The following is a 14,614-nucleotide window of genomic DNA, read 5'->3' as shown; positions in this document are numbered from 1 at the left end:
CTACAACCACCACCGCTGCCACACCGCACTCGACGGGCACCCGCCGATCAGCCGCGTCAACAACGCTGCGGGTCAATACACCTAGGACCTGTCTTCAAACTGCCGCCTGCCGTGCGGCGCCCGGCACGCACGCTCGCCGCGTTGTCGGGACTGCCCCGATACATCCAGTATCGGGGCGACCCTCCGCCTTGCGATCGCACGCACCGGACACCGCACGGCCCGGCCTCCGGCCGGACGACGGCAGTTTGAAGACAGGTCCTAGTCCTCGTCCTCGTCGTCGAGACGGGCCAGCCAGGTCGCGAGGCGCTCGACCGGCACCTCGAAGTCGGGGTTGAGGTCGACGAACGTACGGAGCTGCTCGGCGAGCCACTCGAAGGTGACCTCCTCCTCGCCCCGGCGCTTCTCCAGCTCCTCGATGCCACGGTCGGTGAAGTACATGGCCACCAGCCTAATGCCTGGTGGCGGCCGTCCCGAGCGCGGCCGGGACGCGGCTCCGGGCCGTGACCCGAGGTCCGTGCGGCGGTGTCCGGAACCGGTCGGCGGTGCCGTGGCGTCCTGCTCCGCACACCTCGCTTCGGTGGGCAACTGCCGTTAACCTGCGGGGAGTTGTGGAACGGGGGGTTTCATGGACGACGGTGGTGCCCGGATCACGCGGATCGAGCTGCCCGACGGTACGGAGGTCTGGGCGCGGATCTCCGGTGCCGAGGAACCGGCCGGTGCCGGAGCGGGGCCGGCCTTCTCGGACATCGGCGCCGGGAACGTCGCCGACCGGATGCGGACCCGGGTCGAGGGGCTGCACTCCGTGGTGACCGGCGTCGCCCGCTCGCTCGCCGAACCACTGCGGGCGGTGCGGCCCGACACGGTCAGCGTCGAGTTCGGCATCGAGTTGACCGCGAAGGCGGGCAAGGTCGTCGGGCTCCTCGCGGACGGCGAGGCGAAGGGCTCCCTCAAGGTCACCCTGACCTGGAACGGCGGCCCGCCGCCCCTCGACCCGCCCACCGGCGCACCGGCGGATCCGGACCGCACCGGGGCGGACGGCGGAAACGGGCCGTGACACCCCCGCCGGACGGGGGCGCGTGGCGGGACGGCGACGACCCCGAATCCGCGCTGACCGGCCTGGTACGGGACGCCACGGTCCGCATCCACCGGCCGGGGCCCGGGTGCGGGCCGGACACGGAAGTGCCCGACGGCGTCTTCCTGGGGAGCGGATTCTTCGTCGCCCCGGGCTGGGTCCTCACCTGCGCGCACGTCGCGACGGAGGGAAGGGGGCACCGGGTCGACGTGGTGTTCCGGACCGCCGGGGGCGAGTCCGTCCGGGTCGGCGGCACGGTCCGGGCCGCCCTGCCCGAGCGGCGGCCCGACCACGGCGGCTGGCCCCCGCCCGACCTGGCCCTCGTCCAACTGCTCCGCCCCGTCGAGCACCCCTGCGTGTACGTCAGCGAGCGCCCCACCGGCCTGCGGCGCGGCACGTACTACTTCGCGGGCTGGGCGGACGGCGGCGCCGGACCGCCCCGGCGGCTCGGCCGGGAGTGCCGGGTGGTCGGCACCCTCGACGACGGGGACGAGGACGACGCGCAGGTGCTGATCGAGGCGAGCCAGCTCTACCCCGGCATGTCCGGCGGACCGCTGGTCGACCTGGCGCGCGGCGAGGTCGTCGGCGTCCTCAAGTCCCGGGCCACCGACACGGCCGGCGGCACCGCGATCGGGGTGGAGCGACTGCGGGCGCTGCCGGTGCCGGAACGGGCCGTCGAGGCCGAGCCGGACGACCTCTACCAGGCCGTGTTCCACGCCCACGACCGCTACCACGCCGACCGGCACAACAGCCCCGTCGACGACCGGGACACCTGGGTGGACGTCCAGCGGGACCTGGGCGCGGCGGCCGGTCCGGCGCTCACCCCGCAGCAGCGCGTCGACCTGCTGGGGCGGCTCGCCACGCTCCCGCCCCCGGTCAGCACCCGCGGCCTGCTCGACATCCTCGGCTCCCTCGGGCACACGCACCGCGCCTTCGGCGTTCCGGCCCCGCGCGGCTGGCGCGACGGGCTGGGCGTCCTGCACGACACCCGCGAGGGCGACGAGGCGCTGGAGCGGATCCTGCGCTACTGCGTGGCCGCCGCCACCGCCGAACGCCCCTACGTCCTGCCGTCCACCAAGCCCGCCGAGGACGCCCTGTGGGACTGGGTGGAGAAGGCGGCGGGCGGGCTGCGCCGGCCGTTTCGGGGCGAGCTGGCCCGGCTGCGGGAGCAGGACGCGCACCACCGGGCCCCGGCCGCCGACCCGGACCCCGCGCCGGTCCGGCCGCCCGCGCCCGCGCTCGTCGCGCTGCACCTGGAGGCCCGCGCCTGGGAGCCGGACCGCTACGACTGGCGGGTGGTGGCCCGCCCGCACGACGAGGACCTCCCGGTGGCGGAGAACCACCGGGGCACCCGCCTCGACGAGCTCCCGGCCCGGCTCGCCGCCCCGCTCGGCAAGGCGTTCCGGATGTGCGACGAACCGGGCGGCCCCGCGGTCCTCCAGGTCGTGGCGGGCCCCGACCTGCTCGACCTGGAGGTGGACCGGTGGGAGCTGCCCGGGGACGGGCGCCCGCTCGGCGTCCAGCGCCCGGTCGTCGTGCACTGCCCGGAACCCGACCCGGACGACTCCTCCGCGTACGGGACGGACGAGGAGTACGAGGCGTACGAGGCGGAGCGCACGGCCCGTTGGGACCGTGTCCACACCGGCCCGGCGCGGGCCGCCGTCCTCGACTGCGACGACGGCCTCCGCGTCCCCCTGCCGCCGACGGCCGAGCTGCGCGGCCTGGAGCACCGCACCGTACCGGTGCTCTGCCGGTACGGCGGCCGGGACGACGTCCGGGGGCCCGAGTGGTTCGCCCGGCTGCTCGCCGCCGGCTACGGGGTGGCCCTGTGGCGGCGCCCCCGCGACGAACGGGCCGCCACCTGCGCGGAGTTCCACCTCCGGGTGGTCGACACGGTCGACGGGGCCGGGAGCGCCGCCCAGCTCCCGCAGCGCGTCCGCGCACTGCGCGAAGGGGTGCGCGAGGGCCGCGTCGACACCTACTGGTCGGACGGCATCGCCCTGGTCTACGGACCCCCTCGGCCACCCGCCCCCGATCTCTTCCTGCAGGCGCCGTGATGCCCCCGAGCGAGGACGAGGAGACCGTCATGAGTGAACCCGGCGAATGGCTCATCTACCGAGGCGCGGGCGAACCGCACGACGGCATGAGCCAGTTGCCCCCGCCGCCGCCCTGGCGCGACTTCGCCGCACGCGCGGAGGAGGCCGGCGGGGACGGGGACGGCTCCGCCGACCGCAGGCTCGGCGGCCACCGGGGCATCGCCGAACTCCACCGGCCCGGGGCCGAGGAGCTCGAAATGATCAACGCGGCGCTCTATCTGCGCCGCCCGCTCCTCGTCACCGGCGTCCCCGGCGCCGGAAAGAGCACCCTGGCCCACTCCGTCGCCCACGAGCTCGGCCTCGGCCGGGTCCTGCGCTGGCCGGTCGTCAGCCGGACCACCCTCCTCGACGGGCTCTACCACTACGACGCGATCGCCCGCCTCCAGGACGTCCAGATCGCCGCGCACGGCGACGCCGCCCCGGCCACCGAGGACGTCGGCAGCTACATCCGGCTCGGACCGCTCGGCACCGCGCTGCTCCCCTCCGACCGGCCCCGGGTGCTGCTCATCGACGAACTCGACAAGAGCGACATCGACCTGCCGAACGACCTGCTCAACGTGTTGGAGGAGGGCGAGTTCCGGATTCCCGAACTGGAACGGATCGCCGACCGGCTGCCCGGCGGCGAGGCCCGGGTCCTGGACGACGACGGCAACAAGGTCACGGTGCGCGACGGCCGGGTGCGGTGCACGGCCTTCCCGTTCACCGTCCTCACCAGCAACGGCGAACGGGACTTCCCGGCCCCGCTGATGCGCCGCTGCATCCACCTGGAGCTCGGCCGCCCCGACCACCAGCGCCTGGCGACCTTCGTACGGGCCCACCTCGGCGACGACGCGGCGCGCGACGGCGACGAGCTGATCGCCCGGTTCCTGGAGCGGTCGCGCACCGAACTCCTCGCCACCGACCAGCTGCTGAACGCGATCTACCTCACCGACGCCGCGGCCCCGGCCGGCCGCGACCGCCTCGCCGACCTGCTCATCCAGCGACTCGACCGGCCGAGGTGACGGGCCGATGGCGGGCACCGGGCCGGACGGCCCACCCCAGGAGCACGGCACCGACGACACCGGGCACTACCCCGCACTCGTCGCCCGGCTGCGCGCGGCCGGTCTCGACCCCGGCGTCGAGCAGCTCCGCGACGCCCTCTGGCTGGCCCGCTGGGCCCGGCCCCCGGCCGCGCCCCCGCAGCCGGAGGAGGCGAGCGGCGGTACGCGGGCCGACGCCCCGCTACCGGCCCCCGCCCCGCCCCGCGCCGCCACCCCGCACCCCGCGCCCCCGCCCTCCGGCGGCCGACCCGGCCCGCCCGCCGCCGGCGCGGACCGGATCGCCCTCCACCCCGTACCGCGCCCCGGTCCCCCGGACGCCTCGGACGGCGGCGGTACGGGGCGCGGGAGAGCGCTCGCCTTCGGGGTGCCGGCCGCCCCGGTGTTCCCCGCCCCGCTCGAACTCCAGCGGGCCCTGCGGCCGTTGCGGCGCTACCGCCCCGTCGCACCACCGATGCGCCGCACCCTCGACGAGACGGCCACCGCCGAACTCAGCGCCCGCGCGGGCGGACTGGTCATCCCGGTCTTCCGTGGTGAGGCGCGCGGCGAGGCGGTCCTCCAGTGCGTCATGGACGCCTCCTCATCGATGCTGGTGTGGCGCCGGATGTTCGACGAACTCCTCCAGATATTCGGCCAGTTGGGGGCCTTCCGGGACGTCCGGGCGCGCTATCTCCACCAGGGGCCAGACGGTGCCGCCGCCGTCAGCCGCAGCCCCGACCCGGCCGCCGCGCCCCTGCACTCGGCGGACCGGCTCAGCGATCCGACCGGCCGCCGCCTCACCGTACTGGTCAGCGACTGCGCCGGACCGCTCTGGCACACCGGCCGGGCCCACCGCCTCCTCCACCACCTGGCCGCCCAGGCACCGGCCGCCGTGCTCCAGCCACTCCCGCAGCGGATGTGGGGCCGCACCCGGCTCCCGGTCACCCGGGGCGCGCTCTCCCGGGGCGACGGACCCGGCGGCGCCGCCGTACTGAAGGTCGTGGAACACCCGGGCACCGCCCCGGCCACGCACCCCGGCGCCCTCGCCGTACCGGTGCTCCCGCCGGTCGCCGGGGCGCTGGCGGCCTGGGCGCGGCTGCTCTCCGGCACCGGCGCCGGGCGGACCTTCGGCGCCGTCGGCTGGGTACGGGCCGACCAGCCGCCCGCCGCCGCCCGGCGCGCCGGAACCGAACCCTCCCCGAGCCGGCTGGTCGACCGCTTCCGCGCGACGGCCTCGCCCGCCGCCGGACAGCTCGCCGTCCACCTCGCGGCCGCCCCCCTCCACCTCCCCGTCATGCAACTGGTGCAGCGCACGATGCTGCCGCACTCCGGCCCCTCCGAACTCGCCGAGGTCCTGCTCAGCGGGCTGCTGACCCGCAGCGGCACCGGCACCGCCCACGACGACCAGTGGTACGCCTTCGTCCCCGGCGCCCAGGAGGCGCTGCTCGGCTCGCTTGGCCGCGACGACGCCCTGCTCGTCCTCAAGCACTGCTCCCAGTACATCGAGCGGCGCTTCGGACGCGGCGGCCCCAACTTCCCGGCCCTGGCCCTCGCCCAGCTCGGCGAGGGCGGCCACCCCCCGCTCCCCGGCGCCGGGGAGGGCGACGAGGGCGACCCGGAGAAGGACGGGCCCCAGGTCCCGCGCCCCTTCGCCGAGGTCGCCGTCCGGGTGCTGGAACGCTTCATGCCGCTGCCCGGCGAGTTCGCCGCCCGGACCGGGCCCGGCGGGCACCCCGTACCCGGCGGTCCCACCGGCACGGCCGAGGAGGACGCCCGCGAACTGCTGCGGCGGTTCGAGTCGGACGGCATGGTGCAGTACCTCATCGACGCCGTGCGGCTGCTGCGCGACGCCGTCGACGGCGAGGAGTCCGGGCCGTGGGCGCCGTACGCCCGGGCCGCCCTGCGGCTCTGGGAGGTCCGCGGCGGCGCCGAGCTGCTGACCGAGGCCGAGCGCGCCGCCGAACGGGCCGCCGCGCCCCCCGCAGCCCCGCACGAACGCGCCGTCCTCGCCGAGGTGCTGCACGCCGCCGCCGACGACCGGCGCAGGCGCGGCGACCGGCTCGGCGCACTGGAACTGCTGCGCCGCGCCGACCGCGAGTACACCGCCGCCTGCGCGGCTCCCGGCCTGGAACCCGCCGAGGCCCTGCGGCTCACCCTGGAACGGGTCCGGGCCCTGGAGGCGCAGTGGCGGCTCGAGGGCGACACCGCGCCGCTCCAGAGCGCCTGCGGCATGCTGGAGGCGTTCGTCGACGGCCGGCCCGACCGGGCGGACCCGCCCACCGCCCTGCTGCTGGCCCACGGACGGACCCTGCTCCGACTCGCCGGGGCCACCGCCGACACCGCCCGGTCCCGGGCCCACGCCGCCCAGGCCGCCCGCTCCCTGCGCACCGCGTACGAGCGGGGAGGCTCCGGGCACACCACCGGGACCGCCCCCCGCGTCCTGCTCGACCTGGTGGACGCCCTGCTCGCCTCCGGCGCCCCACCGGACGAGGCCGCGGCCCTGGTCGACCGGGCCCTGGCCACCGAGGGCGAGGAGCGGCAGCGCGCCGCGCTGCGGATCCGGGCCGGCCGTATCCACGCCGCGCGGTACGAGGACACCGGCGACCCGGCCGGACTCACCGCCGCCGCCGAGTGGTTCGGCCGGGCCGCCCGGGACGTGCCCCGCGACTCCCGCGCGTACGCCGACCTCCTCGCCGAATGGGGCGCCACCCTGCTGCGCCGGGCCGCACTGCCGGACGGGCGCCCGCACATCGGCGCCGCGATCCGGGTGCTGCGCGACTGCCGCGCCGAGACCGCGGCCGGCGGCGGACACCTCGCCGAGACCGCGGCCGGCGGCGGACACCTCGCCGAGCGGCTGCTGCTGCTGGGCCGGGCACTGATGCTGCGCCACCGGGCCACCGACGACCGGGTCGACCTCCGCGAGGCCGAGCACCTCTTCGGCCTCGCGGCCGGTGAGGCCGCCACCCCGCTGACCCGGGCGCGCTGCTGGCTGGAGCTGGGCCGGGCCCACCTGGACGCCGCCCGGGTGCTCGACCGCCCGGCCCGGCTCGACGAGGCGGCCGAGGCGTTCCGGAGCGCCGCCGAGGCGGCCGGAACGGCCCAGGAGAAGCCGGACAGCAACCAACTCCTCGAAGAAGCGATCGAATTGAGCGCTACAGCCGGTCACTGGAGGGGTATGACCTACGAGCGGGCAGGCCGCCCCCGGGCCGCCCGCGACGCCTACCGGGCGGCCCTGCGGGCCTGGCGCGAGCTGCCGGACGGCGGCGGCACGGCGGGCGCCGCGACCGCCGCCCGGCTCGCGGAGCTGGACCGCTGACCCGCCCGGCGCCCCCGGGAACGGGCACCCGGCCCACCGGCCCCTCGCCCCGGGGGAACGGCGGCGGAAGAACGTCCGGACAGGGCCCCGGGACCGGCCCGGTGCCGCCCGGCCCGTACGTCGACACACTCGATTCCCGTAGGGAGACGGTTCAATGCCCGGTACGCGCAAGGAAGCCGGAGCAACCGGGACGCCCACCGTCACCATCAGCTTCGCCGGATTCAACCGGGCCTGGGCGGCCTGGATCGCCGACCGGCTGGAGCGGCGCGGAACGGCGGTCGTCCGGCAGCGCTGGGACCCCCGGGCGGAGGTGCCGTTGGAGGAGCTGCTGCGCGATCTGACGCTCGCCCGGGGCCGGGTGCTGATCGTCCTCAGCGACTGGTACTTCCAGCTCGGCCCGCGCGGCCACGAGGAGTGGAACCGGGCCCTGCGCGCGGTCGTCGCCGCCGACCCGGACCGGTTCGCCGCCGTCAGCGTCACCACCGCCACCCTGCCCGGCGCCACCTCCGTCCTCGCGGCGGCCGACCTGACCAACGTCGGCGCCGAGGAGGCCGAACGGCGGCTCCTGGCGCGCCTCGGCCTGCCCACCGACCCGCTGCCCGAACCGGCCGGCACCCGGCAGGGCCCCCGCTACCCGGCCGACCCCTCCGACGTGTGGGGCGGGGTGCCGCGCCGCAACATCCGCTTCACCGGCCGCGACGAACTGCTCAGCTCCGTCTACCGGACCCTCCAGGACGCCGGGCCCGGCGCCGGGGTCGTCACCCTGCACGGCATGCCCGGCGCCGGCAAGACCCAGCTCGCCGCGGAGTACGTCTACCGCTTCGGCTCCGAGTACGACGTGGTCTGGTGGGTCCCCGCCGACCGCCGCGCCCTCTACCGCCAGAAACTCGCCGAACTCGCCCCCGAACTGGGGCTGTCCACCGGAGCCGAGTACGGCGAGCGGCTGCGCGCCGTCCACGACGCGCTGCGCCGCGGCGAACCGCACTCCCACTGGCTGCTGGTCCTCGACGGCGCCGACGAACCCGGCGACATCGGGGACCTGGTGCCCAGCGGCCCCGGACACGTCCTGATCACCTCCCGCAACCGCAGATGGAGCGAGTACAACAGCCACCTCGTCGGGGTGCCGGTCTACTCGCGCGACGAGTCCGTCGCCTTCATCCGCCGCCGCGCCCCGAGGCTGAGCCGGGCCGAGGCCGGGCGGCTCGCCGAGGCCCTGGAGGACCTGCCGCTCCTCCTCGACCAGACCGGGGGCTGGCTCAACGACTCCGACATGTCCGTCGCGGAGTACGTACGGCTCCTGGACGGCGGCATCGACCAGGACGTCGTCAAGGTCTCCGCCGACTTCCCGCTCGCCTTCCAGACCGCCTGGTCGATCCTGCTGAACAAGCTCAAGGAGACCGTCCCGGAATCCGTCGACCTGCTCCGCCTGTGCAGCTTCTTCGCCCCCGGCTCCATCCCCGTCCGGCTGCTGCGCAAGATGCCACCCGGCGAACTCCCCGAGCAGCTCTCCGGCCTGATGAACGATCCGCTGCTGTGGAACAGGGCGATCGGCCAGCTCCGCCAGTACTCCGTGGTCCGCCTGGAGTCCCACGAGACCGCCGACGAGGAGGCGTCGTCCGGCGAATCGCTCTACGTCCACCGCATGGTCCACCAGATCGTCGGCACGGACATGCCCGAACGCGACCGCCGCGAATTCGTCGACGTGGTCCGCCGGGCCCTCGTCGCCGCCGACCCCGGCCGCCCCATCGACACCCGGCTCTGGCCCGCCTACGCGGAGATCACCCCGCACCTGAAATGGGCCGACGTCCTCAACAGCACCGACCCCGCCGTACAGGTCCTGGTCCTCAACTGCCTGCGCTACCTCTACCTCTCCGGCGAGTACCAGGCCGGCATCAAGCTCGGCCGACGCGCCGTACGGGCCTGGCGGGAACTCCTCGGCGAGAACCACCCCCGCCTCTGGGACCTCACCTACAACTACGCCAACCTGCTGCGCGCCGTCGGCGACTACACCGGGACGGAAGCCATCGAACGGGCCGCCGTCGACCGCCTCCGCGCCGAGCGCGGCGCCCACGACCTGGAGCACCTGCGCGCCGCCGGCGGCCTCGCCGCCGACCTGCGCGGCCTGGGCCGGTACGACGAGGCGCTGAAGATCTCCGGCTGGATCCTCGCCGCCTACCGCGAACTCCTGGGCGACCAGGACGCCCGGACCCTCAACGCCCAGAACAACCTGGCGGTCTCGCTCCGGCTGCTCGGCCGGTACGGGGAGTCCCTGGAGCTCAACCGCCGCACCCTGGACGCCCGGCGCCGGCTGCTGCGCCTGCGCCACACCTGGACCCTGGCCTCCGAGATCAACTACACCACCGACCTGCGCCTCCTCGGCCGGTACGGCGACGCCCTCTCGCTCCAGAACCAGAGCCTGCGGGTGCACCGCATGGTCCTCGGCCCCGACAACCCGCAGACTCTGCGGGCCGAGCACAACCTCGCCCTGTGCCACTACCGTTCCGGGGACCGGGAGCAGGCGTCGGCGCTCTTCACCCGGGCCCTGGAGCGCTGCGAGCGGGTCCTCGGCGAGGGCGACCCGCTGACCATGATGGTCGCCGCCACCCAGAGCTGCTTCGTCCGCCAGCACGGCGACATCGACCGGGCCCGGTCCATGAGCGAGAAGGTGATCGGGCGGTACGTCGCCATGCTCGGCGAGGACCACCCGTTCGTCGCGGGCACCCGGGCCAACCACGCCCTGATCCTGCGCAACGTGGGGGAACGGGACCGGGCCCACGAGCTGCTGGAGCACTCGCTCGCCGCGATGACCCGGGCCGTGGGCGAGAACCACCCGTGGAGCCTGGGCTGCGCGATCAACGCCTCGGCGCTGCGCAATCTGGTGGGCGACCCGGAGTCGGCGGCCGCCCTCACCGACCTGGTGGTCGTCCGGGCCGCCGAGGCCCTGGGCCGGACCCATCCGCTGACCCTCTCCGCCCGGATCGCGCACGCCGCGGACCTGCGCGGCCTGCGGGAACGGCAGCGCGCCGAGAAGATCGAGAGCGAGGCCCTGGAAGACCTCTCCGCGACCCTCGGCGCCCAGCACGTCCACACCGTCTCGGCCCGCTCCCGCACCCGCCCGTACTGGGACTTCGAACCCCCGGCCGTCTGACCGGGGACGACGGCCGCACGCCGAAGGGGCCCGCCCCCGCGATCGACTCGCGGGAACGGGCCCCTTTCCGTACGGCAGCGGGTCAGGGCCTCTCGTCCGGATCATGCCGGGCTCGCTGAGCCGGCCTGATCCAGACGGAAGACCTAGGCCTCGAAGACCTCGGCGACCAGCTGGGCCTGCTCGGCCTGGTGGCGCTTGGCCGAACCGACCGCCGGGGAGGAGCTGTGCGGCCGCGAGATGCGGCGCAGGCGCTCACCGTGCGGGACGTCGGCGCCGACGGCCAGGTCCAGGTGGTCGATCAGGTTCAGGGCGATGAACGGCCAGGCGCCCTGGTTGGCCGGCTCCTCCTGCGTCCAGAGGTACTTCTCGGCGTTCGGGTACTTGGCGATCTCGGCCTGGAGCTCGGCACCCGGCAGCGGGTACAGCCGCTCCAGCCGGATGATCGCGGTGTCCGTGACGCCGCGCTTGACGCGCTCGGCCTCCAGGTCGTAGAAGACCTTTCCGGCGCAGAAGACGACCTTGCGGACGTCGGCCGGGTTCACCGAGTCGTCGCCGATCACCGGGCGGAAGCCGCCACTGGTGAACTCCTCCACCTTCGACGCGGCCGCCTTCAGACGGAGCATCGACTTCGGGGTGAAGACGATCAGCGGCTTGTGGTGCGGGTTGTGCACCTGCCACCGCAGGAGGTGGAAGTAGTTCGACGGCAGGGTCGGCATCGCGACCGTCATGTTGTTCTGCGCGCACAGCGTGAGGAAGCGCTCCGGGCGGGCGGACGAGTGGTCCGGGCCCTGGCCCTCGTAGCCGTGCGGCAGCAGCAGCGTGACGCCGGAGGTCTGGCCCCACTTCTGCTCGGCCGAGGAGATGAACTCGTCGACGACGGTCTGCGCGCCGTTGACGAAGTCACCGAACTGGGCCTCCCAGATGACCAGCGACTCGGGGCGGGCCAGCGAGTAGCCGTACTCGAAGCCCATCGCCGCGTACTCGCTGAGCAGCGAGTCGTAGACGTTGTAGCGGGCCTGGTCGTCGGCGAGGTAGAGCAGCGGGGTGTAGTCCTCGCCGGTCACCTGGTCGACGAGGACCGCGTGGCGCTGGCCGAAGGTGCCGCGGCGGGAGTCCTGGCCGGCGAGCCGGACCGGGGTGCCCTCCATCAGCAGCGAGCCGATGGCCAGGGTCTCGCCCATGCCCCAGTCGATCGTGCCGTTCTCCACCGAGGCCGCGCGGCGCTGCATCTGCGGCATCAGGCGGGGGTGGACGGTGATCCGCTCCGGGATGTTCACCTGGGACTCGGCGATGACCTTGACGACCTCCGGGGAGACCGCGGTGGTCACGGCGACCGGGAACTCCGGCTGGACCTCGGGCATGGACGCCGGGGCCGGCAGCGAGGTGGCCTCGCGGACCTCGGCGAAGACCTTCTCCAGCTGGCCCTGGAAGTCCTGGAGCGCCTGCTCGGCCTCTTCCAGGGTGATGTCGCCGCGACCGATGAGGGACTCGGTGTAGAGCTTGCGCACCGAGCGCTTCTTGTCGATCAGCGTGTACATCTGCGGGTTGGTGAACTCCGGGTTGTCGCCCTCGTTGTGACCGCGGCGGCGGTAGCAGATGAGGTCGATCACGACGTCCTTGTTGAACGCCTGCCGGAACTCGAAGGCGAGCCGCGCGACGCGCACGACGGCCTCGGGGTCGTCGCCGTTGACGTGGATGATCGGCGCCTCGATCATGCGCGCCACGTCGGTGGCGTACATCGAGGAGCGCGAGGACTCCGGGGCGGCGGTGAAGCCGACCTGGTTGTTGATCACCACGTGCACGGTGCCGCCGGTGCGGTAGCCGCGCAGCTGCGACATGTTGAGCGTCTCGGCGACGACGCCCTGGCCCGCGAAGGCCGCGTCGCCGTGGAGCGCGATGGGCAGGACGGTGAAGTCCGTGCCGCCCTTGTTGATGATGTCCTGCTTGGCGCGGGCGATGCCCTCCAGGACCGGGTCGACCGCCTCCAGGTGCGAGGGGTTGGCGGCCAGCGAGACCTTGATCTGCTCGCCGTCCAGGCCGGTGAAGGTGCCCTCGGCGCCCAGGTGGTACTTGACGTCGCCGGAGCCGTGCATCGACCGGGGGTCGAGGTTGCCCTCGAACTCGCGGAAGATCTGCGCGTACGACTTGCCGACGATGTTCGCCAGGACGTTGAGCCGGCCGCGGTGGGCCATGCCGATGACGACCTCGTCGAGGCGGGCCTCGGCGGCGGAGTCGATGACCGCGTCGAGCAGCGGGATGACGGACTCGCCGCCCTCCAGCGAGAACCGCTTCTGGCCGACGTACTTGGTCTGCAGGAAGGTCTCGAACGCCTCGGCGGCGTTCAGCCGGCGCAGGATGCGCAGCTGCTCCTCGCGCTCCGGCTGCTGGGTGTGGGTGCGCTCCACCCGGTCCTGGATCCACTTGCGCTGCTTCGGGTCCTGGATGTGCATGAACTCGATGCCGGTGGTGCGGCAGTACGACTCGCGCAGCACGCCGAGGATGTCGCGGAGCTTCATCATCGACTTGCCGGCGAAGCCGCCGACCGCGAAGTCCCGCTCCAGGTCCCACAGGGTGAGGCCGTGCTCGGTGATGTCCAGGTCGGGGTGCTTGCGCTGGCGGTACTCCAGCGGGTCGGTGTCGGCCATGACGTGGCCGCGGACCCGGTAGGAGTGGATCAGCTCGAAGACCCGCGCGGCCTTGGTCACGTCGTTGTCGTGCGAGGCGTCGATGTCCGTGAGCCAGCGGACCGGCTCGTACGGGATGCGCAGCGACTTGAAGATCTCGTCGTAGAACTCGTTCTCGCCGAGCAGGAGCTGGGAGACGATCCGCAGGAACTCGCCGGAGGCGGCGCCCTGGATGACCCGGTGGTCGTACGTCGAGGTCAGCGTCATGACCTTGGAGATGCCCAGCTTGTTCAGGGTGTCCTGGGAGGTGCCCTGGAACTCGGCGGGGTAGTCCATCGCGCCGACGCCCATGATGAGGCCCTGACCGGGCATCAGGCGGGGCACCGAGTGGACGGTGCCGATGCCGCCGGGGTTGGTCAGCGAGGCGGTGACGCCGGTGAAGTCGTCCATGCCGAGCTTGCCGTTGCGGGCGCGGCGGACGATGTCCTCGTAGGCCTGCCAGAACTCGAAGAAGTTGAGCGTCTCGGCCTTCTTGATGGCCGCGACGACGAGCTGGCGGTCGCCGTTCGGCTTCACCAGGTCGATGGCGAGGCCGAGGTTCACGTGGTCCGGCTTGACCAGGGTCGGCTTGCCGTCCTTCACCGCGAAGGAGTGGTTCATCGACGGCATGGCCTTGAGGGCCTGCACCATCGCGTACCCGATGAGGTGGGTGAAGGAGATCTTCCCGCCCCGGGCGCGCTTCAGGTGGTTGTTGATGACGATGCGGTTGTCGAAGAGCAGCTTCACCGGGACGGCGCGCACGGACGTGGCCGTCGGCAGCTCCAGCGAGGCGTTCATGTTCTTCGCGACGGCGGCGGAGGGGCCGCGCAGCGTCACGTACTCGGTGCCGGCCGGGGCCTCGGTGGCCGGTGCGGCGGCGGCCTTGGCGGCCGGCTTGGCGGCGGCCGGTGCGGCGGCCTTCGCTGCCGGGGCCGGAGCGGCCTTCGCCGGGGCCGGAGCCGGGGCCGCCTTCGCCGGGGCGGGCGCGGCCGGTGCGGGGGCCTGCGCCGCCGGGGCGGGCACGGCCGGGGCCGGAGCGGAGGGGGTGGGGGTCACCGCGGCCCCTGCGGCCGGGGCGCCGGGAACGGGCTTGTCCGCCGTGCCGGACGTACCCGGCTTGTAATCGGCGAAGAAGTCCCACCAGGCGCGGTCGACCGAACTGGGATCCTGGAGGTACTGCTGATAGATCTCGTCGACGAGCCACTCATTGGGCCCGAAGGCAGCGGCCGGGTTCGACCCCGGGCCGGCTTGGTCGGTCGAGATGCTGGAGTTACTGGGGGACTGAGACGACACGGCGGCAACC

Annotated in this window: 7 protein-coding genes; 5 read left to right on the top strand and 2 right to left on the bottom strand. The window is 74.3% G+C overall.

The window, feature by feature from the left end; translation table 11 throughout:
• Window positions 1-258: 258 nt before the first annotated feature.
• The gene (locus ACF08W_RS34195) at window positions 259-438 is read right to left on the bottom strand and encodes a DUF6104 family protein (protein WP_128557595.1); all 180 of its coding nucleotides are present in this window, start codon (window positions 436-438) and stop codon (window positions 259-261) included.
• Between the two features lie 187 nt (window positions 439-625).
• Here ACF08W_RS34195 and ACF08W_RS34190 point away from each other — a divergent pair, with 187 nt between their 5' ends.
• The 5 genes from ACF08W_RS34190 to fxsT all read left to right on the top strand — a co-directional run bounded on the left by ACF08W_RS34190 (window position 626) and on the right by fxsT (window position 10,648).
• Complete coding sequence (locus ACF08W_RS34190; protein WP_392281686.1) at window positions 626-1,054, top strand: CU044_2847 family protein; 429 nt, start codon at window positions 626-628, stop codon at window positions 1,052-1,054.
• Window positions 1,051-3,129 carry a trypsin-like peptidase domain-containing protein gene (locus ACF08W_RS34185; RefSeq protein ID WP_392281685.1) on the top strand — a complete coding sequence of 693 codons (2,079 nt, stop codon included), beginning with the start codon at window positions 1,051-1,053 and terminating at the stop codon, window positions 3,127-3,129. Before ACF08W_RS34190 ends, ACF08W_RS34185 begins: the two co-directional genes overlap by 4 nt.
• 29 nt (window positions 3,130-3,158) lie before the next feature.
• Entirely contained in the window at window positions 3,159-4,169 is a 1,011-nt protein-coding gene (locus ACF08W_RS34180) for a MoxR family ATPase (protein ID WP_352277098.1), read from the top strand.
• Window positions 4,170-4,176: 7 nt separating this feature from the next.
• Window positions 4,177-7,500 (top strand): SAV_2336 N-terminal domain-related protein, encoded by a 3,324-nt coding sequence (locus ACF08W_RS34175; protein WP_392281684.1) that lies wholly within the window; start codon window positions 4,177-4,179, stop codon window positions 7,498-7,500.
• A gap of 154 nt (window positions 7,501-7,654) precedes the next feature.
• On the top strand, window positions 7,655-10,648 hold the full coding sequence (gene fxsT / locus ACF08W_RS34170) for an FxSxx-COOH system tetratricopeptide repeat protein (RefSeq protein WP_392281683.1): 2,994 nt from the start codon (window positions 7,655-7,657) through the stop codon (window positions 10,646-10,648).
• 143 nt (window positions 10,649-10,791) lie between these two features.
• Here fxsT and ACF08W_RS34165 read toward each other — a convergent pair whose 3' ends face one another.
• Entirely contained in the window at window positions 10,792-14,604 is a 3,813-nt protein-coding gene (locus ACF08W_RS34165; RefSeq protein WP_392281682.1) for a multifunctional oxoglutarate decarboxylase/oxoglutarate dehydrogenase thiamine pyrophosphate-binding subunit/dihydrolipoyllysine-residue succinyltransferase subunit, read from the bottom strand.
• Window positions 14,605-14,614: the final 10 nt, after the last annotated feature.

This window comes from Streptomyces sp. NPDC015144 (genome assembly GCF_043079735.1).
In the GTDB taxonomy this organism is placed as follows: domain Bacteria; phylum Actinomycetota; class Actinomycetes; order Streptomycetales; family Streptomycetaceae; genus Streptomyces.
This window is presented reverse-complemented; position numbering and strand designations above follow the sequence as displayed.

What these genes read in the sequence shown, in the direction of transcription:
- fxsT (WP_392281683.1), top strand. Translation starts at nt 7,655, where the DNA reads ATGCCCGGTACGCGCAAGGAAGCCGGAGCAACCGGGACGCCCACCGTC.
- ACF08W_RS34195 (WP_128557595.1), bottom strand. Translation starts at nt 438, where the DNA reads ATGTACTTCACCGACCGTGGCATCGAGGAGCTGGAGAAGCGCCGGGGC.
- ACF08W_RS34180 (WP_352277098.1), top strand. Translation starts at nt 3,159, where the DNA reads ATGAGTGAACCCGGCGAATGGCTCATCTACCGAGGCGCGGGCGAACCG.
- ACF08W_RS34175 (WP_392281684.1), top strand. Translation starts at nt 4,177, where the DNA reads ATGGCGGGCACCGGGCCGGACGGCCCACCCCAGGAGCACGGCACCGAC.
- ACF08W_RS34190 (WP_392281686.1), top strand. Translation starts at nt 626, where the DNA reads ATGGACGACGGTGGTGCCCGGATCACGCGGATCGAGCTGCCCGACGGT.